Annotated in this window: 19 protein-coding genes; 11 read left to right on the forward strand and 8 right to left on the reverse strand. The window is 71.4% G+C overall.

Annotation, left to right across the window (positions count from 1 at the left end; all coding sequences use genetic code 11):
* Positions 1–256: 256 nt before the first annotated feature.
* Positions 257–1,027 carry an IclR family transcriptional regulator gene (locus OO62_RS10550; protein ID WP_033267117.1) on the forward strand — a complete coding sequence of 257 codons (771 nt, stop codon included), beginning with the start codon at positions 257–259 and terminating at the stop codon, positions 1,025–1,027.
* A gap of 104 nt (positions 1,028–1,131) precedes the next feature.
* Positions 1,132–1,554, forward strand: coding sequence for an SsgA family sporulation/cell division regulator (locus OO62_RS10555; protein WP_033267045.1), 423 nt, complete (start codon positions 1,132–1,134; stop codon positions 1,552–1,554).
* Positions 1,555–1,694: 140 nt separating this feature from the next.
* On the opposite strand, the gene OO62_RS10560 is transcribed toward OO62_RS10555, so the two are convergent.
* Positions 1,695–3,059: a YibE/F family protein gene (locus tag OO62_RS10560; RefSeq protein ID WP_033267046.1), complete on the reverse strand. Its 1,365-nt coding sequence runs from the start codon at positions 3,057–3,059 to the stop codon at positions 1,695–1,697.
* Positions 3,060–3,281: 222 nt separating this feature from the next.
* On the opposite strand from OO62_RS10560, the gene thiC reads away from it, so the two are divergent.
* On the forward strand, positions 3,282–5,075 hold the full coding sequence (thiC, locus tag OO62_RS10565) for a phosphomethylpyrimidine synthase ThiC (protein WP_033267047.1): 1,794 nt from the start codon (positions 3,282–3,284) through the stop codon (positions 5,073–5,075).
* A 459-nt stretch (positions 5,076–5,534) separates the two neighbouring features.
* Here thiC and OO62_RS10570 read toward each other — a convergent pair whose 3' ends face one another.
* The 3 genes from OO62_RS10570 to OO62_RS10580 form a co-directional block, all read right to left on the reverse strand.
* Positions 5,535–6,443, reverse strand: coding sequence for a G protein-coupled receptor family protein (locus tag OO62_RS10570; RefSeq protein WP_033267048.1), 909 nt, complete (start codon positions 6,441–6,443; stop codon positions 5,535–5,537).
* 224 nt (positions 6,444–6,667) lie between these two features.
* A complete protein-coding gene (locus tag OO62_RS10575; RefSeq protein WP_063738995.1) occupies positions 6,668–7,789 on the reverse strand; it encodes a metallophosphoesterase in 1,122 nt (373 codons plus the stop codon).
* Positions 7,790–8,113: 324 nt separating this feature from the next.
* Positions 8,114–9,214 (reverse strand): LacI family DNA-binding transcriptional regulator, encoded by a 1,101-nt coding sequence (locus OO62_RS10580; protein ID WP_033267050.1) that lies wholly within the window; start codon positions 9,212–9,214, stop codon positions 8,114–8,116.
* A gap of 415 nt (positions 9,215–9,629) precedes the next feature.
* Here OO62_RS10580 and hisC point away from each other — a divergent pair, with 415 nt between their 5' ends.
* Positions 9,630–10,709, forward strand: a complete 1,080-nt coding sequence (gene hisC / locus OO62_RS10585; protein ID WP_033267051.1) for a histidinol-phosphate transaminase — start codon at positions 9,630–9,632, stop codon at positions 10,707–10,709.
* A 69-nt stretch (positions 10,710–10,778) separates the two neighbouring features.
* Here the strand turns inward: hisC and OO62_RS10590 are convergent, their stop codons facing one another.
* The gene (locus OO62_RS10590) at positions 10,779–11,147 is read right to left on the reverse strand and encodes a cyclophilin-like fold protein (RefSeq protein WP_033267052.1); all 369 of its coding nucleotides are present in this window, start codon (positions 11,145–11,147) and stop codon (positions 10,779–10,781) included.
* A gap of 260 nt (positions 11,148–11,407) precedes the next feature.
* On the opposite strand from OO62_RS10590, the gene OO62_RS10595 reads away from it, so the two are divergent.
* From OO62_RS10595 to OO62_RS10610, 4 genes are all read left to right on the forward strand, one after another.
* Positions 11,408–12,916, forward strand: coding sequence for a cytochrome ubiquinol oxidase subunit I (locus OO62_RS10595; RefSeq protein WP_033267053.1), 1,509 nt, complete (start codon positions 11,408–11,410; stop codon positions 12,914–12,916).
* A gap of 9 nt (positions 12,917–12,925) precedes the next feature.
* Complete coding sequence (gene cydB / locus OO62_RS10600; protein WP_033267054.1) at positions 12,926–13,927, forward strand: cytochrome d ubiquinol oxidase subunit II; 1,002 nt, start codon at positions 12,926–12,928, stop codon at positions 13,925–13,927.
* Positions 13,928–13,966: 39 nt separating this feature from the next.
* Positions 13,967–17,566, forward strand: coding sequence for a thiol reductant ABC exporter subunit CydD (gene cydD / locus OO62_RS10605; protein ID WP_228332488.1), 3,600 nt, complete (start codon positions 13,967–13,969; stop codon positions 17,564–17,566).
* Positions 17,567–17,736: 170 nt separating this feature from the next.
* Positions 17,737–19,416 carry a GAF domain-containing sensor histidine kinase gene (locus OO62_RS10610; RefSeq protein ID WP_033267056.1) on the forward strand — a complete coding sequence of 560 codons (1,680 nt, stop codon included), beginning with the start codon at positions 17,737–17,739 and terminating at the stop codon, positions 19,414–19,416.
* 13 nt (positions 19,417–19,429) lie between these two features.
* On the opposite strand, the gene OO62_RS10615 is transcribed toward OO62_RS10610, so the two are convergent.
* Positions 19,430–20,359 (reverse strand): Cof-type HAD-IIB family hydrolase, encoded by a 930-nt coding sequence (locus tag OO62_RS10615; protein ID WP_033267057.1) that lies wholly within the window; start codon positions 20,357–20,359, stop codon positions 19,430–19,432.
* Between the two features lie 153 nt (positions 20,360–20,512).
* Here OO62_RS10615 and OO62_RS10620 point away from each other — a divergent pair, with 153 nt between their 5' ends.
* The 3 genes from OO62_RS10620 to pspAB all read left to right on the forward strand — a co-directional run bounded on the left by OO62_RS10620 (position 20,513) and on the right by pspAB (position 23,223).
* Positions 20,513–21,412, forward strand: coding sequence for an LLM class flavin-dependent oxidoreductase (locus OO62_RS10620; protein WP_033267058.1), 900 nt, complete (start codon positions 20,513–20,515; stop codon positions 21,410–21,412).
* A gap of 236 nt (positions 21,413–21,648) precedes the next feature.
* Positions 21,649–22,548: a zinc metalloprotease HtpX gene (gene htpX / locus OO62_RS10625; protein WP_033267059.1), complete on the forward strand. Its 900-nt coding sequence runs from the start codon at positions 21,649–21,651 to the stop codon at positions 22,546–22,548.
* A gap of 111 nt (positions 22,549–22,659) precedes the next feature.
* Positions 22,660–23,223, forward strand: a complete 564-nt coding sequence (gene pspAB, locus OO62_RS10630) for a PspA-associated protein PspAB (protein ID WP_033267060.1) — start codon at positions 22,660–22,662, stop codon at positions 23,221–23,223.
* A gap of 27 nt (positions 23,224–23,250) precedes the next feature.
* Here pspAB and OO62_RS10635 read toward each other — a convergent pair whose 3' ends face one another.
* Entirely contained in the window at positions 23,251–23,793 is a 543-nt protein-coding gene (locus OO62_RS10635; RefSeq protein WP_033267061.1) for an RNA 2'-phosphotransferase, read from the reverse strand.
* A 117-nt stretch (positions 23,794–23,910) separates the two neighbouring features.
* Positions 23,911–24,537, reverse strand: coding sequence for a PadR family transcriptional regulator (locus tag OO62_RS10640; protein ID WP_033267118.1), 627 nt, complete (start codon positions 24,535–24,537; stop codon positions 23,911–23,913).
* Between the last annotated feature and the right edge of the window lie 9 nt (positions 24,538–24,546).

The raw sequence follows: 24,546 nt of genomic DNA on the forward strand, positions 1-24,546 counted from the left end.
TTTGCCCATGCACGTCCGAGTCGTGCGCCGGGCGGGTCAACTCCCCGGGTATCCGCTTGTCGCTCCCACCCGCGCGGCTACAGTGCGCATCGCAGGCGTCTTCCGGATCGTGAGGTTCCGCAAAGTACCGTGCGGGGCGAGACCGAGCCGGGCGTCATCGCGGGGGCTCGGGAGACGCGCGCGGTGGCGGGAAGAGGTCCCGTCACCGGGGCTCCGGTGCCCCATGGCGAGCGGACCCGGGGGGTTGGCGTTGGCAATGGTGAACGGCGAATCCGCCTCTCAGCCCACCTTGATCGGCTCGGTGCAGCGAGCGCTGCGGCTGCTGGAGGCGGTGGGTACGCATCCTGAGGGTGCGCCGGCCAAGCAGCTCGCCCGGGAGACCGGAATCCCCCTCCCGACGACCTACCACCTGCTGCGGACCCTGACGTACGAGGGCTATCTGCGGCGGGAGGCCGGCGTCTTCGTGCTCGGCGCCGCGGTTGAGGCCATCGGCCGGGCCGGGGCCAGGTCCCGGCAGCGGGTACGGATCTCCGAGGTGCTGGCCGTGGCGGGCCGGGAGCTGGGTGCCGCCGTCTACTTCGCCGTCTACCGCGAGGGTGAGGTGGACGTCGTGGCCGTCACGGACGACCCGGAGCGGCCGCCGGTGGAGGAGTGGGTCGACTTCCGTACCACCGCACACGCTCACGCGATCGGGCAGTGTCTGCTCGCGCAGATTGACGAGGCGTCCAGGAGAGAGCATCTGTCGCGGTACCCCGTGCAGTCGATAACGCCCTTTTCCGTACGAACTGAGGACGATTTGCTGCACCGCTTGGACACGGTGCGTCGCGGTCAAGTGGCCTACGAGCGCCAGGAATATGCTTTGGGCACGGTGTGTTCGGCCATTCCCCTCCAGGTCGGAGCGGCCGCCGCGACGCTCGCCGTATCCCTTCCGGCCGGCGAACTGCACCGATTGCGGTCAGTTACGGATCGACTACGGAAAATGGCGGAGTCGCCACTAACGACACTCGCCTTCTCTATCAGTATCTGAAAACTCACTCCTTGTGATCTGTCGGCACGTGGCAGACGATGGCGTCCATAGGGCTATGGGGGATGTTTCCCGGCCATCTCCGATCAAGTGCGGGGCAGTGGTTGATGACCGACACAGTTCAGGCAGAAGTGATCATGAGCTTCGTCGTCTCGGAGGAGCTCGCGTTCCGGATCCCGGTGGGGCTGGACTTCGACCGCGCCGATCCGTACGCCGTCCGTCTCACCTTCGATCTGCCCGGCGATGCGCCCGTCACCTGGGCGTTCGGCCGTGAGTTGCTGCTGGACGGGCTGAGCCGCCCGTCCGGTGAGGGGGACGTGCGCATCGAGCCCGCCTCCCCCGAGCACCTCGGCGAGGTCTTCATCAACCTCCAAGTGGGCCCCGAACGCGCCCTGTTCAAGGTCAGCGCGGCGCCGCTGGTGGCTTTCCTGGACCGTACGGACCGGCTGGTACCGCTCGGTGAGGAAGAGGTCTGCGACACGCTGGAGGCCGTGCTCGACCGGATCCTGACGGAGACCCCGGCCGGCTGACCCGTCCCGGCTCCGCTACCCGGCCCGGCGGGCTGACCCCGGCCCGAGTACGCCAACCGCCCCGACCGGCGGTCCCTGCCCCGACGTGCCGCTCGGACGCGCCGCCCGCACCGACGTCGTACGCGTCCGCGCGCCGTCCCTCAGCGCTTGCGTCGCCTGCCGTGGCCGCCGCGCCGGGCCGCCCTGCCGCCGGCCGGGGCCCCACCCCCGCCCGCCGCGTCGGACCCCCGCGTCTCCCGCGCCCCCTCGCTCCGGCGGTCCGCCGAGACGACCAGCGCCGCGAGCAGTGTCGTCAGCGGTACGGAGGCGACGAGCCCGATGCTGCCGACCAGCGTGCGGACGATCTCCTCGGCGACCACCTCGCTCGTGGCGACCGTACCGACGCTGCTCTGTGCGATCGAAAACAGCAAAAGCAACGGCAGTGCGGCGCCCGCGTAGGCCAGCACGAGGGTGTTGACGACGGAGGCGATGTGGTCCCGGCCGATCCGCATCGCCGCGCTGTACAGCTTGCGCCAGCCCGCCGACGGATCCGCCTCCTTCAGCTCCCAGACCGCAGCGGTCTGGGTCACCGTCACATCGTCGAGCACGCCGAGCGAGCCGATGATGATCCCCGCCAGCAGCAGACCGCGGATCTCGATGTCCGGATACAGGCCGTGGACCAGGCCGGTGGTGTCGTCCGTATTGCCGGTCAGCAGCGCCCAGTTGATGAAGACCGAGCCGAGCAGTGCGATCAGCACCAGCGAGGCCAGGGTTCCGAGCACCGCCACCGATGTACGGGCGGTCAGCCCGTGGCACATGTACAGCGCGATCAGCATGATCGCGCTGCCCCCGACGACCGCCACCACCAGCGGATCGGAGCCCTGGAGGATCGCCGGGAGGATGAACAGCGTCAGCACGACGAAGCTCGCTGCCAGCGCGACCAGTGCGAGGACGCCGCGCAGCCGGCCGACGATCACGACCGCCAAGGCGAAGATCGCGGCCAGTATCCACATCGGGAGGGACCGGTCGACATCGCTGACCGAGTACTGCAACTCCTTGGGTGCCTTGGGGGAGTACGCCACCACCACGTCCTGGCCGGTCGTGTAGTGCCGCAGGGCATCCGGCGTCACCACCGTCTGGAAGGTGCGTCCGGCGTTCTCGCCCGTGGTGACCTTGATCGTGGCCTGCTCGCACGACCTGCCCTTGGCCGCTCCCCCGGCCGGCTGCTGTCCCGTCGGCGTCGGCGGCTGGGGCTGCTGCTCGGCATGCACATCCGCGCAGTTCACCTCCACCACCTTGGTCACGTGGGCCTTCTCGGTGGGCTGGTCGAAGCCGACGCCGGAGGGCTTGTGAGGCGGCGCGCCGCCCGGCCAGAGCACGATCAGTCCGACCGCCACCGCGGCCGCGAACGGGATCAGCACCGCCGCGATGACCTTGCGCAGATGCCGGGAGACGGGTGCCGCTGGGCCGTGGCTGTGGGCGTGGGAGTGCGGGGCGGTATGGGAGTGGGACTCGTGCAGGGTCACCGCCCGATCATCCCAAGAACTCCTGGGGCCCCCTGTTCACCCCGCCACATCGGCCGCTACCGTGGTGCCACCTTTGCAATCGCGGGAGCTCGGAGCACCGGGCTGAGAGGGCGCTGACCTTCGTCCCAGCGGTGTTTCACGTGAAACACCGGAGGACGGAAGCCGCTGCGTCGACCGCCGAACCTGTTACCGGGTAATGCCGGCGTAGGGAGTTGGGTCTCCATGACTCTGAAGGATGCACGCACGCCCGAAAACGGAACGGGTGCCAGCGCGAGCGGTGAGCCGCAGATCGGCTGGCACAAGGGCTATGTCTCCGGATCGCGCCCGGATCTTCGGGTCCCGGTCCGGCGGGTGCACCTCACCAACGGCAAGGACGTGACGCTCTACGACACGTCAGGGCCGTACACCGATCCCCAGATCGAAACCGATGTCCGCCGCGGTCTGGCGCCGCTGCGGGAGAACTGGATCATCTCGCGCGGCGACACCGAGGAGTACGCGGGCCGGCCCATGCGTCCAGAGGACGACGGCCTCAAGCACACCTCACCGCGCGGCGGCCTCAAGAACCTCGACGCCGTCTTCCCCGGCCGCCCACGCCAGCCGCGCCGCGGCCGTGACGGCGCCGCGGTCACCCAGCTCGCCTACGCCCGGCGCGGCGAGGTCACCGCGGAGATGGAGTACGTCGCACTCCGCGAGAACGTCGCGCCGGAGTTCGTGCGGGACGAGATCGCGGCCGGCCGTGCGGTGCTGCCGGCCAACGTCAACCACCCGGAGATCGAGCCGATGATCATCGGCAAGAACTTCCTGGTGAAGGTGAACGCCAACATCGGTAATTCGGCGGTTACTTCCTCCATCGAGGAGGAGGTGGAGAAGATGACCTGGGCGACCCGCTGGGGCGCCGACACGGTGATGGACCTCTCCACCGGCCGCAACATCCACACCACCCGCGAGTGGGTCCTGCGCAACTCCCCCGTCCCGATCGGTACCGTCCCCCTCTACCAGGCACTGGAGAAGGTCGACGGCAAGGCCGAGGAGCTGACCTGGGAGATCTACAAGGACACCGTCATCGAACAGGCCGAACAGGGCGTCGACTACATGACGGTGCACGCCGGTGTGCTGCTCCGCTACGTCCCGCTGACGGCCCGCAGGAAGACCGGCATCGTCTCCCGCGGCGGCTCGATCATGGCGGCCTGGTGCCTGGCGCATCACAAGGAGTCGTTCCTCTACACGCACTTCGAGGAGCTCTGCGAGATCCTCGCCTCCTACGACGTCACCTACTCGCTCGGTGACGGCCTGCGCCCCGGTTCCATCGCGGACGCCAACGACGAGGCGCAGTTCGCGGAGCTGAAGACGCTCGGTGAGCTGAACACCATCGCCAAGCGGCACGGCGTACAGACCATGATCGAGGGCCCGGGCCACGTCCCGATGCACAAGATCAAGGAGAACATCGACCTCCAGCAGGAGATCTGCGAGGAGGCGCCGTTCTACACGCTCGGCCCGCTGACCACCGACATCGCGCCCGCCTACGACCACATCACCTCCGGCATCGGCGCCGCGATGATCGCCTGGTGGGGCACCGCGATGCTCTGCTACGTCACGCCCAAGGAGCACCTGGGCCTGCCGGACCGCGACGACGTCAAGACCGGCGTCATCACCTACAAGATCGCGGCCCATGCGGCGGACCTGGCCAAGGGCCACCCGGGAGCCCAGGAGTGGGACGACGCACTCTCTGACGCGCGCTTCGAATTCCGCTGGGAGGACCAGTTCAACCTGGCCCTCGACCCGGACACGGCCCGCGCCTTCCACGACGAGACGCTGCCCGCGGAGCCCGCGAAGACGGCCCACTTCTGCTCGATGTGCGGCCCGAAGTTCTGCTCGATGAAGATCAGCAGGAGCATCACGGAGCAGTTCGGCGGCGACCAGGGCTCGACCCCCGAGGACATCGAAGCCGGGATGCTGGAGAAGTCCAAGGAGTTCGCGGCTTCCGGGAACCGCGTCTACCTCCCCCTTGCCGACTGAGTGAGCCCCTGGGTAGCTCTGTCGCCGAACGGAGCTACCCAGACCCCGGCTCCAGGGCCCCGGAGAGCCCGCGTTCGAGCTCTCCTCCTGGTGCGGAACATGCCAGTTCGCGGAGTGCGTCGAGCAGCTGGGCCGGGGAGTGGTGCCGACGGCAGTGGCGGTCTCGACTCTGGATCTGTGCCGGCCGGCGCTGGATCTGCATTCGACCGACTATCACGGGCACTGGGGGCTGACGCACTTCCTGCTCGACAGCCAACACAAGCTGGCGGCAGCGGCATCGGTGCAGCCCCCGTGCAGCTCCTGTCCCTCCTCGCCCTGGGCGAGAGCCTGGCCGAACCCGCTGATCACCGGAGGTTGGCGACCCTGCGCTCCCAGCCCCGCCTGACCCGTGGAACGCGGCAGGCCGGGTGACGTGACGCCGAACGGGGCACTCGGCGCGGCGCCGAGCCCCGGGATCCCTCAGTCCGATGTCCGCTCCGGCCCCTCGTGGTCCGGGCCGGCGCCGTACTCCGGGCTGGAGTAGTTCGGGCTGGAGTACCGCGGGCGGGAGCCCGAGGAGCCGTTGTCGGGGCTGGTGAACTCGGGGCGGGTGTAGCCAAGGGTGGGGATGCGGCTTTCCGGGGCTGTGGTGCGGCGTGGGACGTAGCGGACGGGGTCCTCCTCCGGACGGGCCGACGGGTCGGCCAGCGCCTCGCGGAGGAAGGGCAGCAGACCACGCTCCAGGAGGGCGCGCCGCCATGTCTCGCGGGCGTCGTCCAGCGCCGCACCCAGTTCGTCGGCTCTGGTGGACCGGTCGGCGGAGCCGTTGCGCAGTGCCGTGACGACCAGGCCGGCCATCGCGACGAGCGTGCCCGCCGCGGTGAGCGCCGCGAAGACCCAGCCGACGCTGATCAGCGGCTGTGCCAGTGACTTGTCCGGGTTGACCGCCCGCAGCACATAGCCGATGAGCAGGAAGAGGACGGCGGCGATGCCCGCGAGGACCGGGGCGAGCACCGCGATCACCGCGGCCAGTCCGGCCCCGGTGGTTTCGGCCTCCCCCACCGCCGTGACGGTGGCCGGTCCTGCTCCCCCTTCGGCGGTCGTGCCCGGCTCCTCGCCTCTCGCGCCGGCGCCGGACGCGGCGGGCGGCGGCGTACGCAACTCGGTGCGGAGCTGGACGTAACGCTGGTATTCGGCCGTGGCGCAGGCGGCGATGGCGGTGGTCGCGCTGAGCGCCATCGTGCGCAACTGCTCGGTATTGAGGTGCTGTCCCGTGGCGGCGTCGGTGCCGTCCGGGCGGTATGCGGCGGTACGCAGCGCCTCATCAAGGAGCCGCGCGAATTCCACGCGGTCCTCGTTCAGCAGGTGCGGAGCGCTGTTCATGTGCATCCCCCGATGCTCCGTAGGGCCGTACGGCCGGCGTGGGCCGGGCAGTGGGCGGAAACGGAGGAGAGCCTGCTACGGATAGACCGATGGTAGAGCGACTCCGGCACGTGGTGACAGAGAGTTTGCGGAATTGAGTAATGCCACGACCGGATTCCGCCCGTGGCGCCCCCGGGTTCCGTCGCTGAACGACCGTCCGCGGGCCCGCAGCAGACCCGCCCGGGAAACTCTCAGCCGGCCAGGGGGAGTTGCACGACCAGCAGCTTTCCGGCCATTGTGACGCCGCCGTCCATGGCGATCGCCAGACCGTCGGCGTAAACGTGCGGTCCGTTGACCGCGATGCCGTCGCCCTCACTGTCCTCCGTGCCCACCTCGCCCAGCAGGTACGGGATCGGGCTGTGGCCGTGGACGACCCGGTCGCCGCCGTAGGCGTCCAGGAGCTCGCGTACGGCCTGCGAACCGGACTCGTCGCGGAACGCGAAGCGCTTGGTGAACTTGCGGAAGAGGTCCCAGACTTCGTCGGCTTCGCTACGGGTCAGCACGTCGTGGACGGTGTCGTTGACGGCCTCGATGGAGTCGCCGTAGTCGAGGTAGGCGGTGGTGTCGGAGTGCACCAGCAGGTGCCCGTCCTCCTCCATCACCGCGTCCAGCCGGGCCATCCACTGGAGGTGGTGGTCCTCCAGGCGGTCCATGTCGGTCTTCTGGCCGCCGTTGAGGAGCCAGGCGGCCTGGAAGGAGGCGGTGCCGGCCCCCGACTGGACGGGGGTGTCGCCGAACCGCTTGGCGCCCAGCAGCAGGAGCTCGTGGTTGCCCATCAGCGCCTTGCAGTAGCCGCCGGCCGCCGCGGCCTGGGCGGAGAGCTGCATGACCAGGTCGATGACGCCGATGCCGTCCGGGCCGCGGTCGGTGAAGTCGCCGAGGAACCAGAGCCGGGCGTTGCCGGCCGCCCAGTTGCCGTCCGCGTCGATCAGGCCCTCGGCGGCCAGCGCCTCGCGCAGCTCGTCGTAGTAGCCGTGCACATCGCCGACGACGTACAGCGGGCCCATGCCCTCGGGCGCGTCGGACTCGCTCGCGGCCTCGGGCACCGGCACCACGGCCGGGTGGTCGATGAGGGTGTCCGTACGGCCCGGGGTGACGACCGGGAGGTCGCGGGCGGTCGGGGTGTAGTCCTCGGGGAGTTCGGCCGGCGGGGCGGGCGGCGCCACGGGGGGCGCGGCAGGCGGGGCCGGGGTCCCGGCGGGCAGGTGGAGCGGCGGACCGACGGGCGGCACGGGGGGTCCGGCGGGCACGCCGGAGGGCGCTCCGGGCAACGGAGCGGACTCCGGAGTCTGTCCCGCCATGGTCCACACCATGGGTCCCTGACTGGCCCCCTGAGTCATCGACCCCTCCACCGTCGCGCCGCCTGCACCTCTCGGACCTTTGCCTGGTCGACGGCGGTCCGCGGTGTCGTCCGCCCATCATAGGAATGCCGATCGTGGGTTGTGACGCACCCGGGGGTGGTCAATCCCTCGAAGCCCGGCATTCCCGGATGATTTGTGCCGTGATCGACCTGTTTTTTCCTGCGCGGTTGGGGCGCCCGGCACAGACCAATACGCCCGGAAGACGTCGTGCGCACGACGCGCGGAGCCTGCCCTTGGACCCCTGGCCCGGTCGGGCCGGGGTGCAAAGACAGGCTCTCAGTCGCCGGAGGGACCTCGTGGCGGGCTGACGGTCGTGCGGGGCGACCGTCGCTGGGACGAGGTCCGCACGATCAGGTCGGTCGGTATCACCTGTTCGATGGGCCGCCCGTTGTCGAGTCCTTCGATGGCGTCGATGAGGATCTGGACGACGGCGGTGCCGATGCGGCGCGGCTTGAGGGACAGGGTGGTGATGGGCGGCTCGGTGGTGGCGTAGACGGTGGACTCGCTGCAGCAGACCAGCAGCAGGTCCTCCGGAACCCGCAGGCCGTAGCGCCGGGCCGCGGCGAGCAGGTCGGTGCCGTTGGGATCGAAGAGGCCGTAGACGGCGTCCGGCCGGTCCGGGCGGGCGAGCAGCCGGTCGGCCGCGACGGCGCCCGCGCACGGGTCGTGCGCCGGGTAGGACTCGTAGACCGGATCCTGGCCGACCCGCTCGCACCAGCGCAGGTACGCGGTGGTCGACAGCCGGGTGTAGGTGTCGGTGGTGGTGCCCGTGAGCAGGCCGATGCGGCGGGCGCCGGCGTCGGCGAGGTGGTCGAGCAGGCCGAGTACGGCGGCCTCGTGGTCGTTGTCGACCCAGCCGGTGACCGGCAGGGCACCGCCGGGGCGGCCGTCGGAGACGACGGGGATGCCGTGCCGGACGAGTTCGGTGACCACCGGGTCCCCGTCGGCGGGGTCGATGACGACGGTGCCGTCCAGGGCGACGTTGGACCACACGTCGTGGCGGGAGGTCGCGGGGAGGATGACCAGCGCGTATCCGCGGGCCAGGGCCGCTGAGGTGGCGGCTCTGGCCATCTCGGCGAAGTACGCGAATTCGGTGAAGGTGAAAGGTTCATCCCCGTACGTGGTCACGGTCAGGCCGAGGAGGCCGGACTTGCCGGTACGGAGGGTGCGGGCGGCTGCGGACGGGCGGTAGCCCAGCCGGTCGGCCACCTCGCGGACGTGGCTACGGGTGGCATCCGGAAGCCGGCCCTTGCCGTTGAGCGCGTCGGAGACGGTCGTGATCGACACACCGGCTGCGGCGGCCACGTCCCGGATGCCCGCCCGCCCCAGCCGGCGACCGGTCGACCGGCTCACCTGGTGCTTCCCTGCTGCTGTCATGGCGAGCCGATAGTAGGGCTCGGTAGGGCCATTCGCGGGGCTCGGCTGACGACTGCGGAAAGGCACGTTTCTGCAAGGTGATCAACCGTCAATTGCCTCCGAAGTAAAGTAAGTTGGCGTCAAGATTGATCATTCTGTGGGAGATCGGCCGTCTTCACCTGTCGATCTGTCCAGGTCTCGAAGAGGTCTCAAGTCACCTTGACGGGGGATGCGCGCCACGGCGTGAGCCACCGGCGCGCGGAGGGTCGAGCAGCGCGCCCCGGGCACCTCGCGCGGGCCCGCCCGCGCGTCCGGGCCGCGCCCCGGAAGGGCCCGGGAGGCGGTTCCGCTTCTCGTCGGGTCTGCCGCCGAACGGGTCAATCCTCATAAGGTGTGCAGTATTGGAGACGAGCGGGACGGTCGAGGAGGACCTGCGGTGAGCGAGAAGACCCCGAAACTGCGTGCTGCGCTGGACGGTATCCCGACCTACAAGCCCGGCCGGCCGGCACCGGCCGGCGGCCCGGTCACCTACAAGCTGTCCTCCAACGAGAACCCCTATCCGCCGCTGCCCGGGGTCCTGGAGCGCGTGGTGACCGCGGCCGGCTCCTTCAACCGCTACCCGGACCTCGCGTGCACCGGCCTGGTGGCGGAGCTGTCCGAGCGGTTCTCGGTGCCGGTGGAGCACCTGGCGACCGGCACCGGCTCGGTGGGCGTGGCCCAGCAGCTGGTCCAGTCGACGGCTGGGCCCGGCGACGAAGTGATCTACGCGTGGCGGTCGTTCGAGGCGTACCCGATCATCACCCAGGTCTCCGGTGCCACGTCCGTGCCGGTGCCGCTCACCTCCGGTGAGGTGCACGACCTGGACGCGATGCTTGCCGCGATCACCGACCGCACCCGGCTGATCTTCGTCTGCAACCCCAACAACCCCACCGGCACCGTCGTGCGCCGTGCGGAGCTGGAGTCCTTCCTGGACCGGGTGCCGGACGACGTGCTGGTGGTGCTGGACGAGGCGTACCGCGAGTTCATCCGCGACCCCGAGGTGCCGGACGGCATCGACCTCTACCGCGACCGCCCCAATGTGTGTGTGCTGCGCACCTTCTCCAAGGCGTACGGCCTGGCGGGGCTGCGGGTGGGCTTCGCGGTGGGGCACGACGAGGTGGCCGCCGCGCTGCGCAAGACGGCGGTGCCGTTCGGGGTCAGCCAGCTCGCGCAGGAGGCGGCGGTGGCGTCGCTGCGCAGCGAGACGGCGCTGATGGAGCGGGTCGAGACGCTGGTGGCCGAGCGCACGCGGGTGGCCGAGGGGCTGCTCGGGCAGGGCTGGACGGTCCCCGAGTCGCACGCCAACTTCGTCTGGCTGCGGCTGGGGGACCGTACGACCGACTTCGCGGCGGCTTGTGAGCGCGCCGGGGTGATCGTGCGGCCGTTCGCCGGCGAGGGGGTCCGGGTCACGATCGGCGAGACCCCGGCGATGGACCTGTTCCTGCAGGCCGCGGAGGACTTTCGCAAGGCGCTGTAAGCGCTGTGATGCGGTGAGCAAGCCGCGGTAAGACCTTGCAGTGAGGCCGTGGGTCCCGGACCCGCGGCCTCAGGCTTTTTGCACGCGGATCGGTTCGCCGCTGCGGACGGTGGCGAGGACGCGCGGGTCGCCGTCGATGCGGCCCAGCACGTTGCAGGCGGAGGCGAGCCGCGGCTCGTCGCCCTCGGATATCGGTGTGCGGCCGTAGGGGAGGGCGAGGGCGTTGCCCGGGGGCCAGAAGGCGACCGTGCCGGGTTCGACGACCTCGCGGGCGTCGGCCTCCAGTGCGGGGGCGAGGCCGGTGTCGAAGTAGACCTCCTCGCCCCAGGTGTGGGCGGTGGAGTCGACCGGCAGCGCGGCGAGGAGCGCCGCGGCGGTCGGGGTGTCGTCGAGCGTGGCGGTCACGTGCCCTGCGGGCCAGCTGAGGCGAATCTTCATGGCCACGAATTCAACAATATGTTGAAGCTCGGCGGAAGAGGGCTTCCGGGGGCGATGGGTGCATCCGGCCGACATGTGTAGAGGGCATGAATTCGGCCGTGATGGCCGTCACGTACCCCCGCGGTTATGGCCGAGAAGTGATGGGAGATAATTGCTTGTGAATGTGAACGCGTTCACAAGCCCGTCCCGGTATGTACCGCTTTATGTGACGCAAAAGGGACATTGCCCCCGAGGCAATGGCGACGTTAGGAGAGCAAGGCGTGGAACTGGCGTTGGCGCCAGAGACACTGGCGCGATGGCAATTCGGCATCACGACCGTCTACCACTTCCTGTTTGTCCCCTTGACGATCTCCCTCGCCGCTCTGGTGGCCGGACTTGAGACCGCATGGGTGCGAACGGGCAAGGAGAAGTACCTCAAGGCCACCAAGTTCTGGGGCAAGCTGTTTCTGATCAATATCGCGATGGGTGTCGTCACCGGCATCGTCCAGGAGTTCCAGTTCGGCATGAACTGGTCCGACTACTCGCGGTTCGTCGGCGACGTCTTCGGTGCCCCGCTGGCCTTCGAGGCCCTGATCGCCTTCTTCTTCGAGTCCACCTTCATCGGTCTGTGGATCTTCGGCTGGGACAAGCTGCCCAAGAAGATCCACTGCTTCTGCATGTGGATGGTCTCGATCGGCACGATGCTCTCGGCGTACTTCATCCTGGCCGCGAACTCCTGGATGCAGCACCCGGTCGGCTACCGGTACAACGCCGCCAACGGGCGGGCCGAACTCACCGACTTCTGGAAGGTGCTGACCCAGGACACCACCCTGGTCGTCGTCTTCCACACGCTGACCGCGGCCTTCCTGACCGGCGCCGCGTTCATGGTCGGCATCTCCGCGTTCCACCTGATGCGCAAGAAGCACATCAAGGTCATGCGGACCTCGCTGCGGCTCGGGCTGATAACCCTGGTGATCGCCGGCGTCCTCACCGCGATCAGCGGCGACTCGCTCGGCAAGGTCATGTTCAAGCAGCAGCCGATGAAGATGGCCGCCGCCGAGGCGCTGTGGGACAAGGAAGAGCCGGCGCCGTTCTCGGTCTTCGCCTACGGCGACGTCGACCAGGGCCACAACAAGGTCGCCATCGAGGTGCCCGGCCTGCTCTCCTTCCTCGCGCACAACGACTTCAGCTCGCCGGTGCCCGGCATCAACGACGTCAACAAGGCCGAGCAGCAGAAGTTCGGCCCCGGCGACTACCGGCCCAACATCCCGGTCGCCTACTGGGGCTTCCGCTGGATGATCGGCTTCGGCATGTCGTCGTTCGCCATCGGGCTCGCCGGGCTCTGGCTCACCCGTAAGAAGTTCTGGCTGGCGCCGGGGCTGCGGACGGGGGACGAGGAACCACCGGTCCTCGCGCTCACCAAGCACAAGGTGCTCGGCGCCCGGCTGACCAAGTGGTACTGGTCGCTGGCCTTCGTCACGCTCGGATTCCCGCTCCTGGCGAACTCCTGGGGCTGGATCTTCACCGAGACGGGCCGCCAGCCCTGGGCCGTCTACGGCGTGCTGCGCACCTCCGACGCGGTCTCCCCCGGCGTCTCGCAGGGCGAGGTGCTCACCTCGATGATCGTCTTCACCACGCTCTACGCGATCCTCGCCGTGATCGAGGTCAAGCTGCTGGTGAAGTACATCAAGGCCGGCCCCCAGGAGCTCAGCGACGCCGACCTCAACCCGCCCACCAAGATCGGCGGCGACAGCACGGACGCCGACCGGCCGATGGCCTTCTCGTACTAGGAGGCGACTGTGCAACTCCACGACGTCTGGTTCGTCCTCATAGCCTTTCTCTGGACCGGGTACTTCTTCCTCGAAGGCTTCGACTTCGGGATCGGCGTGCTCACCAAGCTCCTCGCCCGCGACCGGCGCGAGAAGCGCGTCCTCATCAACACGATCGGGCCGGTCTGGGACGGCAACGAGGTCTGGCTGCTCAGTGCGGGCGGCGCGACCTTCGCCGCCTTCCCCGAGTGGTACGCCACCCTCTTCTCCGGCTTCTACCTGCCCCTGCTGCTCGTCCTCGTCTGCCTGATCGTGCGCGGCGTCGCCTTCGAGTACCGCGCCAAGCGGACCGAGGAGCGCTGGCAGCGCAACTGGGAGACGGCGATCTTCTGGACCTCCCTGCTGCCCGCGGTGCTGTGGGGCGTCGCGTTCGGCAACCTCGTACGGGGCGTGAAGATCGACGCGCACAAGGAGTACGTCGGCAGCGTCCTCGACCTGCTCAACCCGTACGCGCTCCTGGGCGGGCTGGTGACGCTGACGCTGTTCACCTTCCACGGTGCGGTGTTCGCCTCGCTCAAGACCGTGGGCGACATCCGGGAGCGGGCGCGCAAGCTGGCGACCGTCCTCGGGCTGATCACCGCCGTGCTCGCGGTCGGCTTCCTGAGCTGGACCCAGGTCGAGAAGGGCGACGGCAGCAGCCTGATCGCCATGATCGTCTCGGTGGTCGCACTGGCCGCCGCCCTCGGGGCCAACAAGCTCGGCCGGGAGGGCTGGGCGTTCGCCTGCTCCGGCATCACCATCGCGGCTGCGGTCGCGATGCTGTTCCTGACGCTCTTCCCGAACGTCATGCCGTCCACGCTCAACGCGAGCTGGAACCTCACCGTCACCAACGCCTCCTCCAGCCCCTACACGCTGAAGATCATGACCTGGTGTGCGGGGATCGCCGCCCCCCTCGTGATGCTCTACCAGGGGTGGACGTACTGGGTGTTCCGTAAGCGCATAGGTACGCAGCACATCGCCGAATCCCACTAGCTGAACCGCCGCCCGTCGGGGCGGCCTCGGCAGGATGGAATGTTTCACGTGAAACCCGTCGACCCGCGTCTGCTCCGCTACGCCCACGCCACCCGCGGCTTCCTCGTCGCGGTGGTGGTGCTCGGGCTTGCCGGCGCGGGCCTGGTCGTCGGCCAGGCGATGCTGATCGCCGAGATCGTGGTCGGTGCCTTCCAGCACGATCTCGGTCTCGGCGGTCTGACCACACCGCTCGCCCTGCTCGCCGCGGTCTCCGTCGGACGCGGCCTGGTCGCCTGGCTCACCGAGCTGGCCGCGCACCGGGCCGGTGCGGCGGCCAAGTCCGAGCTGCGGATGCGGCTGGTGGAGCGGGCCGCGCGGCTGGGCCCGGGGACGCGTACCGCGTCGGCCGCCGGCGGCGGGACCGGCGCCCGCGACCTGGAGATGCGCACCGGCGAGCTGACCACTCTCGCCACCCGCGGTATCGACGCGCTGGACGACTACTTCTCCCGCTATTTGCCGCAGCTGGGGCTGGCGGTCGTCGTCCCCGTCGCCGTGCTCGCCCGGATCGTGACCGGCGACTGGATCTCGGCGCTGACGATCGTCCTGACCCTCCCTCTGATCCCGCTGTTCATGGTCCTGATCGGCTGGGCCACCCAGTCGCGGATGGACCGTCAGTGGCGGCTGCTCGCGCGGCTGTCCGGGCACTTCCTCGATGTGGTCGAGGGGCTGCCCACCCTCAAGGTCTTCGGCCGGGCCAAGGCCCAGGCGGAAGCCATCCGCACCATCACCGGTGACTACCGCCGCGCCACCCTGCGCACCCTGCGGATCGCCTTCCTCTCCTCCTTCGCGCTGGAGCTGCTCGCCACCCTCTCGGTGGCGCTGGTGGCGGTCGGCATCGGCATGCGGCTGGTGCACGGCGAACTCGATCTCACCACCGGCCTGATGGTGCTGGTCCTGGCGCCCGAGGCGTACCTTCCACTGCGGCAGGTCGGCGCGCAGTACCACGCGGCGGCCGAGGGACTCGCGGCCGCCGAGGAGGTCTTCGCCGTCCTGGAGGCCCCGCTGCCCGCGGCCGGTACCGCGCCCGCGCCGGACGGCACCGCGCTCGCCGTCGAGGACCTGGTGGTCCGCCACCCGGGACGGAGCGCCGACTCGCTGCCCGCGACGTCGTTCGAGGTCCGGCCCGGCGAGACCGTGGCCCTGGTCGGGCCGTCCGGCGCCGGCAAGTCCACGCTGCTGAACGTGCTGCTCGGCTTCACCGCGCCGTCCGAGGGCCGGGCGCTGGTCGACGGCCGGGACATCGCGTCCCTCTCCCCCGACAGCTGGCGGCAGCGGATCGCCTGGGTGCCGCAGCACCCGCACCTGTTCGCCGGCACCCTCGCCGAGAACGTACGGCTGGCGCGGCCGGACGCGGCGGACGCCGAGGTCCGCGCCGCCCTGGCCGATGCCGGCGCGCTGGAGTTCGTCGACGCGCTCCCCGACGGCATGGCGACCCGGCTGGGTGAAGCGGGCGCCGGGCTCTCCGCCGGGCAGCGCCAGCGCCTCGCGCTCGCCCGCGCGTTCCTCGCCGACCGCCCGATCCTGCTGCTGGACGAGCCCACCGCGAATCTGGACGGCGAGACCGAGGAGGCCGTCGTCGCCGCGGTCCGCCGGCTGGCGGCCGGCCGCACCGTCCTGCTCGTCGTCCACCGGCCGGCGCTGCTGGCGGTGGCGGACCGGGTGGTCCGGCTCGCGGACCCGGCCACCGCCCAGGACCCGGGCGCCGCACCGGCCGCCGCGCCCGCCCGCCCGACAACCCCGGAAGCCGCCGGGACGGCCGGCACCGACACGGCGGAGGCCCCGGCCGGCACCGACGTGGCGGACGACTCCGCGGCCGCCGGTCCCGCGCTCGGCCGGCTGCGGCGGACGGCCCGGTCCCGGCGGGCGCGTTTCGCCCTGGCGCTGCTGCTCGGCAGCCTCGCGCTGGGCAGCGCCGTCGGTCTGATGGCGACCTCCGGCTGGCTGATCTCCCGGGCCGCGCAGCAGCCGCCGGTGCTGTACCTGATGGTGGCGGTGACCGCGACCAGGGCGTTCGGCATCGGCCGGGCGGTCTTCCGGTACGCCGAGCGGCTGGTCGCCCACGACGCGGTCTTCCGGATGCTCGCCGACGTACGCGTGGCCGTCTACCGCCGGCTGGAGCGGCTGGCGCCGGCCGGGCTCACGGAGCGCCGCCGCGGCGATCTGCTCTCGCGGCTCGTCGCCGATGTCGACGCCGTGCAGGACTACTTCCTGCGCTGGCTGCTGCCCGTCGGGGCGGCGGTTCTGGTCGGCGTGGGCACCGTCGGTTTCACCGCCTGGCTGCTGCCGGAGGCCGGTGTGATCCTGGCCGCCGGGCTGCTGCTCGCGGGGGTGGGCGTGCCCGCGCTCTCGGGCGCGCTGGCCCGGCGCACCGAGCGTCAGCTGGCGCCGGCCCGGGGCCGGCTCGCCACCCGCGTGCTCGATGTCCTCACCGGCACCGCCGAGTTGACGGTGGCCGGCGCCCTGACCGCCCGTACCGCGTCGGTGCGGCGGGCCGACCGCGAGCTGACCCGGATCGCCTCCCGCTCGGCCGCCGTGGCCGGCGCCGGCGCCGGGCTGTCGGCGCTGCTGTGCGGGCTGACGGTGGCCGCGGCAGCGGTGGCCGGCGTACAGGCGGTGCATGCGGGCCGGCTGGAAGGGGTGGCGCTGGCGGTCGTCGTGCTCACCCCGCTCGCCGCGTTCGAGGCGGTGGCCGGGCTGCCGCTCGCCGTGCAGTACCGGCAGCGCACCCGGCGGGCCGCCGAGCGGGTCTTCGAGGTGCTGGACGCCCCCGCGCCGGTACGCGAACCGGCCGCCCCCGCGACGCCCCCCGAGGTGCCGTTCCCGCTGGTCGTACGGGATCTGACCGCACGCCACAGCGGGCAGGCGCGGCCGGCGCTGGACGCGGTCGGCTTCACCCTGACGGCCGGCCGGCGGCTCGCCGTCGTCGGCCCGTCGGGCTCCGGCAAGACCACGCTGGCGCAGACGCTGCTGCGCTTCCTGGACCCGGAGACGGGGACGTACTCCCTCGGCGGCACGGACGCCCGGGCACTGGACGGTGACGCGGTGCGGCGGCAGGTGGGGCTGTGCGCGCAGGACGCCCACCTCTTCGACAGTTCCCTGCGGGAGAACCTCAGGCTCGCCCGCCGGAACCGCGCCGACGGCCCGGCCGACGCCGATGACCGGGACCTGTGGGACGCGCTGGAGCGGGCACGGCTCGCCGACTGGGTGCGCGGACTGCCCGACGGCCTGGACACCATGGTCGGCGAGCACGGCGCCCGGCTGTCCGGTGGCCAGCGCCAGCGGCTGGCGCTGGCCCGTGCGCTGCTCGCGGACTTCCCGGTGCTGGTCCTGGACGAGCCCGCCGAACACCTCGACCTGGCCACCGCCGACGCGCTGACCGCCGATCTGCTCGCCGCGACCGAGGGCCGCACGACGGTACTGATCACCCACCGCCTCACCGGCCTGGAAGCGGTCGACGAGGTGCTGGTGCTGGACCACGGCCGGGTGGTGCAGCGCGGCGGGCACGCCGAGCTGGCCGCGGCCGACGGGCCGTTCCGGCGGATGCTGGAGCGCGAACGGGCGGTGGACGCGGCGTACACCGGGGCACGGGTGCCGGCGTGAGAGGTCCCTCCGGCCCGGCGCGCTCCCGCGTCCCGACCACCTGACCTCCGCAGAAATGGCTCCCCAAATGCCCGGTTATTAGGCTCTTGGGCATGGCAGCCACGGCAGGAACCCCACGCCCGGAGCCCCCGGCCTCCGGGTCGGGCGGCGCGGGCCCGGCCCCCGATCCGATGGAAGCCGCCACCGAGGTCACCCGCAGCCTGCGGGGGCTGTCCTCGGAGCTGACCGCGCGGGTGCCGCAGCTGCTGGAGGCGATGCGTACCGTCGGCGCGGGCCTGGACCTGCACATCACCCTCGACCGGATCGTGGAGACCGCGGCCGAGCTGGCCGACGCCCGCTACGCCGCCATCGGGATCATCGACGACGCCCGCGAGGGGCTGTCGGACTTCGTCACCTACGGCGTGACCGCGCGGGAGCACGAGCGGATCGGTGCGCTGCCCGACGGCCACAAGGGCCTGCTCGGCGCGCTCATCCACGACCCCAAGCCGCTGCGCCTCGGCGACCTCACCCGCGACCCGCGGTCGGCCGGCTTCCCCCCGGGGCACCCGCCGATGCGGACGTTCCTGGGGGTGCCGGTCCGGGTGCAGGGGGAGATCTTCGGCAACCTCTATCTGACGGAGAAGCGCGGCGGCGGGGAGTTCAGCGAGGAGGACCTGCACATGGTGCGGGTGCTGGCCACCGAGGCGGGCATCGCGATCGGCAACGCCCGGATGTACGCGGCGACCCGGCAGCGGGAGCGGTGGATCGACGGCTCGGTGGCGGTGACCACCGAACTCCTCGCCGGCAGCGACGTCGACGACGCCCTCGCGGTGGTCGCCGAGCAGGCCCGCAAGCTGGCCGAGTCGGCGGCCGGCATCGTGCTGCTGCCCGACGACGAGGGGGGCCTGGAGATCGTCGCGGTGTCCGCCGACGCCCCCTCCGGGATCCTGGGGACGCACATCCCGCCCGACAGCCCGGTGGCCGAACAACTCCTCGCCGGTGAGCCGGTGTTCGTGGACGACTCGGCCACCGACCCCCGTATGGTCACGCACGTCGCCGCCCGCTTCGGGCCGAGCATGATGCTGCCGCTCAAGAGCGGCGGCCGGGTGCTCGGCACCCTGGCCACGCCGCGGTCCCGGGGCGCCCGCCCGTTCACCGGCGCGGAACGGACGCTGGCCACCCAGTTCGCCGCACAGGCCGCACTGGCGCTGGTGCTGGCCGACGCCCAGCGCGACCGCGAGCGGCTGGCGGTCTTCGAGGACCGCGACCGGATCGCCCGTGACCTGCACGATCTCGTCATCCAGCGGCTGTTCGCGACCGGCATGATCCTGGAGAGCGCGCAGCGCAGGACGGTCGTCCCGGAGGTGGCGCGCGGCGTCGGCAAGGCCGTCGACGAGCTGGACGTCACCATCCAGGAGATCCGGACCGCGATCTTCGCCCTCCAGCAGGGCCCGGCCGAGGCGCCGGCCGGCCTGCGGACCCGGGTACTGCGGGAGATCGGCACCGCCGCCGTACCGCTCGGCTTCCAGCCGTCCGCCGCCTTCGTCGGTCCGGTCGACGCCCGGGTCGGTGAGTTGACCGGCAAGAACCTGATCGCCGCGCTGCGCGAGGCGCTGTCGAACGCCTTCCGGCACGCCGGGGCCTCGCGGATCGAGGTCGTCGTCGACGCCACCGTCACCCTGCCGGACGGCACCGACGGCGTCCGGCTCACCGTCGCCGACGACGGCATCGGCATACCGGACGGCGGCCGGCGCAGCGGTCTGCGCAACCTCGCCAAGCGCGCCGAGTCGCTGGGCGGCTCCAGTACGTACGGCCCGGGGCTGGGCGAGGACGGCAGTGGGACGAAGGTGACCTGGGAGGCGCCGCTGTAGAGCCGGCGGCCGCTCAGCGCGGGCGGCTCGCCGCCTCGTCGCAGCGCCGCACGAGCTGCTCGATGACGACCGCGACGCCGTCGTCGTTGTTCGAGGCGGTACGGCCGGTGGTGGCCGCCAGCACCTCCGGGTGCGCGTTGGCCATGGCGTACGAGGTGCCGGCCCAGGCCAGCATCTCCATGTCGTTCGGCATGTCGCCGAAGGCCACGACCTCCTCCGGGGAGATGCCGCGCTCCGCGCAGCAGTGCGCGAGGGTGCCGGCCTTGCTGACGCCGGGCCCGCTGATCTCCAGCAGTGCGGTGGGGCTGGAGCGGGTGAAGGAGGCGAGGTGGCCGGCGGCCGTACGGGCCAGCGCGAGGAACGCGTCGGGCTCCAGGTCGGGGTGGTGGGCGAGCAGCTTGATGACCGGCTGCTCGGGGAACGCGGGGGCGGGGTCCCCGGCGCTCCCGGTGGCGCTCAGCGGTGTCACGAAGTCCTCGGCCAGCAGCTTCTCGGCGGGCGCGACGACCGCGGCCGGGTCCAGGAGGAGCGGCGGGTACTGCGGCTCGTAGTGGATGCCGCTGGTGCGCTCCACCGCGAACGAGGTGCCCGGCGCCGCGTTGCGCAGCGCGTCCACCACATCGAGTGCGATGGTGCGTTCCAGGGGGCTGACCTCGACGATGCGGCCACCGCGGTGCAGATCGACGACGGCCGCGCCGTTCGCGCAGATCGCCAGGCCGTGACCGTGCACATGATCGCTGACCACGCCCATCCAGCGGGCCGGGCGGCCGGTGACGAAGAACACCTCGATGCCGGCCCGCTCGGCGGCGGCGAGCGCGGCGATCGTCCGGTCGGAGACCGTCTTGTCGTCGTGCAGCAGCGTGCCGTCGAGGTCGGTGGCGATCAGCCGGGGCGCAACGGACGGTTCGGGCGCCCGGGGCGGGGTGGCGGAGGCATCAGTCACGGGGCCATCTTCCCGTACCACCACGCACAGGAGTGCGGTGGGTTGCGCGTTTGAGCCGAACGAGCCGGCCCGAACGGGCGGAGGACCACCGGCCGGGCTCGGGAGATGCCGGCGGATCGTCGATTGCGTCCGGACGGCCGTACGCTCGGACCCATGCGACTGAGCACCGTGATACTCCCCGTCCGCCGCTGGTCCGACGGTGGACGGGAGGTGTGGCAGCGCGCCGAGGAGCTGGGTTTCCACGCCGCGTACACCTACGACCACCTCTCGTGGCGGACCTTTCGGGACCAGCCCTGGTTCGGCGCCCTCCCGACGCTGACCGCGGCCGCCGCCGCCACTTCCCGGATGCGGCTGGGCACCCTCGTCACCTCGCCGAACTTCCGGCACCCCGTCACCCTCGCCAAGGAGCTGATCTCGCTCGACGACATCAGCGACGGCCGCGTCACGCTCGGCATCGGCGCCGGCGGCAACGGCTTCGACGCCACCGCGCTCGGCCAGGAAGCCTGGTCGCCGCGCGAGCGGGCGGACCGCTTCGGCGAGTTCGTGGGGCTGCTCGACCGGCTGCTGACCGAGGACGCCGTCACGTACGAGGGCGTGCACTACTCCGCGGACGAGGCGCGCAACATCCCCGGCTGTGTGCAGCGGCCGCGGCTGCCGTTCGCGGTGGCGGCCACCGGCCCGCGCGGGCTGAAGCTCGCCGCCCGGTACGGCCAGGCGTGGGTGACGACCGGGGACCCCAAGGTGTCGAACGCGGGCGGTACGCCGGCCGAGTCGCTGGAGGCGGTCCGCGGGCAGCTCGAACGGCTCGGCAAGGCGTGCGCCGACCAGGGCCGGGACGCCGGTGAGCTGCAGAAGATCATGCTGACCGGCTTCACGCCGGACCGCCCGCTGGACTCCATGGACGCCTTCGTCGACTTCGCCGGCCGGCACGCGGAGCTGGGCATCGACGAGCTGGTCCTGCACTGGCCGATCGCGGACTCGGTCTTCGAGGCCGACACCGCGCTCTTCGAGCGGATCGTCACGGAGGCGCCGGCCCAGCTGGGCGCCGCGTAGGACGCCGGGGGCGCGGTACGGGCAGGACACCGGGGCGACGTACCGGCCGGGCACCAGGGGCGACGTGCGGGCCGGCCGACGCGCCTGGTGTCCGGTGCCTCGGCTTTACCCCGTATATAGCCGTGAAGAGGGAGAATCGGGACAGCGGCGCAGTATGGCGGACGCGGCGCGCCGGGCGAGTCCGGCGCGCGAGCGGCCCGTCGCGCTGCGCGAAGTGCGGTGTGTGTGGAGGAGCCATGGCACAGACCCGATTCGCCCCGGACCGCGGGCTCACCTCGCGCATGGTCACGACGATGTTCCTCATCGGACTGCTGTACGTCGTGGTCGTCAGTGTGCTGGTGGTGCTGCTCAAGGGCGCCTGGGTGGTGGTGCTGCTGATCGCCGGGGCCCTGTTCGTCGCGCAGTTCTGGTACAGCGACCGGATCGCGGCGTTCAGCATGGGTGCGCGCGAGGTCACGCCGGAGCAGGCACCCGAGCTGCACGGGGCCGTGGACCGGCTGTGTGCGCTGGCCGACATGCCCAAGCCGCGGGTCGCGATCGCCGAGTCGGACGTGCCGAACGCCTTCGCGACCGGCCGTAACCAGAAGAACTCGATGGTCTGCGCCACGACCGGGCTGCTCAGACGGCTGGAGCCGGAGGAGCTGGAAGGGGTGCTGGCCCACGAGCTCTCGCACGTCGCGCACCGCGATGTCGCGGTGATGACGATCGCGTCCTTCCTCGGCGTGCTGGCCGGGATCATCACCCGGGCCGCCCTGTGGAGCGGCGTCGGACGCAACAACCGGGACCAGAACGCGGCCATCGCCGTGCTCATCGTCACCGCCGTCAGCGTGGTCGTCTACGCGATCAGCTTCCTGCTGACCCGGCTGCTGTCCCGTTACCGGGAACTGTCCGCCGACCGGGCCGCCGCGCTGCTGACCGGCCGTCCCTCGGCGCTGGCCGCCGCGCTGACGAAGGTCACCGGCCAGATCGCCCGGATCCCGACCGAAGACCTGCGCAAGGCCCAGCCGTTCAACGCCTTCTACTTCGCGCCGGCGTTCAGCAAGGAGAGCTTCAGCCGGCTGCTGTCCTCGCACCCGACGCTGGAACAGCGGCTGGAGCAGCTCGGCCGGATAGCGGCGGAGCTGGGGCGGCCGTGAGGGAGGGGACGGCGGCGGGCGGTTCCCGGGGCCGGTGTGTCGGAGGCCCGGTCGGTGGCCGGGGCGCCGTGAGTGATCAATGGCCGTGACGAGCGAGGAGTTGGGTCGCGCATGGGATTTCTGGACGCCATCCTGGGCCGCAGCAAGCCGGTACGCCCCGATCTCGACCAGCTTTTCGCGCTGCCGTCCGCCGCGGTGACCCTTGAGGCCGCGGCCGGGTTCGAGGCCACCGGGCTGGGCTCGGTGTGCTTCGCGAGCGTCGAGGGCGGCGCGTTCGCGCGCATCCAGGAGGAGGCGCGGGCGCTGCTGGACGGGTCGGTGGAGTTCACCCAGGACGCCTACGGCTATACGTGGCTGCTCGTCCGGCATCCGCCGGAGGACGTGGCGGGGCTGGTCAACGACCTGCACGCGGTCAACACGTCCCTGGAGGAAGCGGGTTTCGGCCCGCAACTGCTGTGTTCGCTGGTCGGCTTCCGCGACGCGCGGCAGCGGTCGCTGGCGCTGGTCTACCTCTACAAGCGCGGCACGTTCTACCCGTTCGCACCGGCGGGGGGCGCGGGCGAGAAGCGCGACAACCCGCTGGAACTCCAGGTGCGGGCGATGCTCGGGGACGATCTGACGGTGGAGCAGGACCTGGCGCGGTGGTTCCCGGTGTGGGGGGCGCCCGGTCTGTGAGCCGGGGGCCGGGGCGAGGGGGCCGGCTCAGTCCGGGAAGTGGAGGAACGCCGCCGGGACAGTGCCGGTGAGCCAGACCCCGTTGGCGCTGACCTGGAAGACATGACCCGCGCGGTGCATCGCCCCGGCGTCCACGGTCAGGACCACGGGCCGGCCGCGCCGTGCCCCCACCCGGGTCGCGGTTTCCCGGTCCGGCGAGAGATGCACGGCGTGCCGGGACATCGGGCGCAGCCCCTCCTCCCGTATGGCGGCCAGGCTGCGGGCCACCGTGCCGTGGAAGAGGTGCGCGGGCGGTACGGCCGGCGGCAGAGCGAGGTCCACGGGCACCGAGTGGCCCTGGTTGGCGCGGATCCGGTCGCCCTCGATCGTGTACCGCCGCTTGTCGTTGCCGACCACCACCGCCTCCAACTCGGCCCGGGAGAACGGGAATCCGTGGTGGGCGGCGGCCGAGAGGAGCTGGTCGACGGGCACCCAGCCCTGGGCGTCGAGGGTGATCCCGATCCGCTCCGGTTGGTGCCGCAGGTGCTTGGCCAGGTACTTCGAGAGGCGCACGGAGCGCTGGTCGTTCATGTCTCCAGGGTGCCGCGCGGGATGCCGGGCGGCACCTGAATTCGCAGCCGGGGCTGCCCTGGCGGGATGCGACTCCGTGGCCGGGGGCGGCATCCCGTCGGCCGCTGCTTCTCCCGCCTACTTCTCTCGTCGCTCCTGCTGGGCGCCGTCCTCCTGGGGGCTTTCCTCTTGCCGGGTGCTCGCGAGTTCATGCTGCGCCCGCGCGAGGTCGCTCGCCTTGCGCGCCTTCGCGCTGGTCACCTCCTCGGCTGCCCAGCGGGCCCATTCCTCCTGGGCGGCCGACATCCGGAGGCCGTACTCCAGGGCGATGCGTCCGTAGACCGAAATCATCTCGTCGTCCCACTGGGCGGTGGCATCGATGTGCTCGTACGCGGCCCGTGCGCGGGCGGCGCCTTCGGCCTGCTGGAGCAGGTAGGTCTGTGCTTCCAGCGGGGTGATGATGCCGAGGAAGAAGACACGCAGCAGGCCGTCGTGGCGGGCGGGGCCGCTGGGCTCGACCTCCGTGAGCCAGTGGCGCAGCTCCTCCAGGCCCTCGCCGGTGATCGTGTACTCCTTGCGGCCGCGGGGGCCCTCGGCGGCCACCTCGACCAGCCCGGCGTGCGTGAGTTTGGTGAGCTCGCCGTACACCTGGCTCTGTGTGGCGGGCCAGACGTTGGTGAGCGTGGCGTTGAACAGCTTCATCAGGTCGTAGCCGCTCGCGGGGGATTCGGCCAGCAGGCCCAGCACGGCATGTCTCAGGCTCATGGTCAGCAC

The organism is Streptomyces lydicus, assembly GCF_000717345.1.
Classification (GTDB): domain Bacteria; phylum Actinomycetota; class Actinomycetes; order Streptomycetales; family Streptomycetaceae; genus Streptomyces; species Streptomyces lydicus.

Excerpts from the sequence above, each read along its gene's own strand:
- OO62_RS10550 (WP_033267117.1), top strand. The coding sequence starts at position 257 with ATGGTGAACGGCGAATCCGCCTCTCAGCCCACCTTGATCGGCTCGGTG.
- OO62_RS10555 (WP_033267045.1), top strand. The coding sequence starts at position 1,132 with ATGACCGACACAGTTCAGGCAGAAGTGATCATGAGCTTCGTCGTCTCG.
- thiC (WP_033267047.1), top strand. The coding sequence starts at position 3,282 with ATGACTCTGAAGGATGCACGCACGCCCGAAAACGGAACGGGTGCCAGC.
- OO62_RS10570 (WP_033267048.1), bottom strand. The coding sequence starts at position 6,443 with ATGCACATGAACAGCGCTCCGCACCTGCTGAACGAGGACCGCGTGGAA.
- OO62_RS10575 (WP_063738995.1), bottom strand. The coding sequence starts at position 7,789 with ATGGTGTGGACCATGGCGGGACAGACTCCGGAGTCCGCTCCGTTGCCC.
- OO62_RS10580 (WP_033267050.1), bottom strand. The coding sequence starts at position 9,214 with ATGACAGCAGCAGGGAAGCACCAGGTGAGCCGGTCGACCGGTCGCCGG.
- OO62_RS10590 (WP_033267052.1), bottom strand. The coding sequence starts at position 11,147 with ATGAAGATTCGCCTCAGCTGGCCCGCAGGGCACGTGACCGCCACGCTC.
- cydD (WP_228332488.1), top strand. The coding sequence starts at position 13,967 with ATGTTTCACGTGAAACCCGTCGACCCGCGTCTGCTCCGCTACGCCCAC.
- OO62_RS10610 (WP_033267056.1), top strand. The coding sequence starts at position 17,737 with ATGGAAGCCGCCACCGAGGTCACCCGCAGCCTGCGGGGGCTGTCCTCG.
- OO62_RS10620 (WP_033267058.1), top strand. The coding sequence starts at position 20,513 with ATGCGACTGAGCACCGTGATACTCCCCGTCCGCCGCTGGTCCGACGGT.
- htpX (WP_033267059.1), top strand. The coding sequence starts at position 21,649 with ATGGCACAGACCCGATTCGCCCCGGACCGCGGGCTCACCTCGCGCATG.
- pspAB (WP_033267060.1), top strand. The coding sequence starts at position 22,660 with ATGGGATTTCTGGACGCCATCCTGGGCCGCAGCAAGCCGGTACGCCCC.
- OO62_RS10635 (WP_033267061.1), bottom strand. The coding sequence starts at position 23,793 with ATGAACGACCAGCGCTCCGTGCGCCTCTCGAAGTACCTGGCCAAGCAC.
- OO62_RS10640 (WP_033267118.1), bottom strand. The coding sequence starts at position 24,537 with ATGAGCCTGAGACATGCCGTGCTGGGCCTGCTGGCCGAATCCCCCGCG.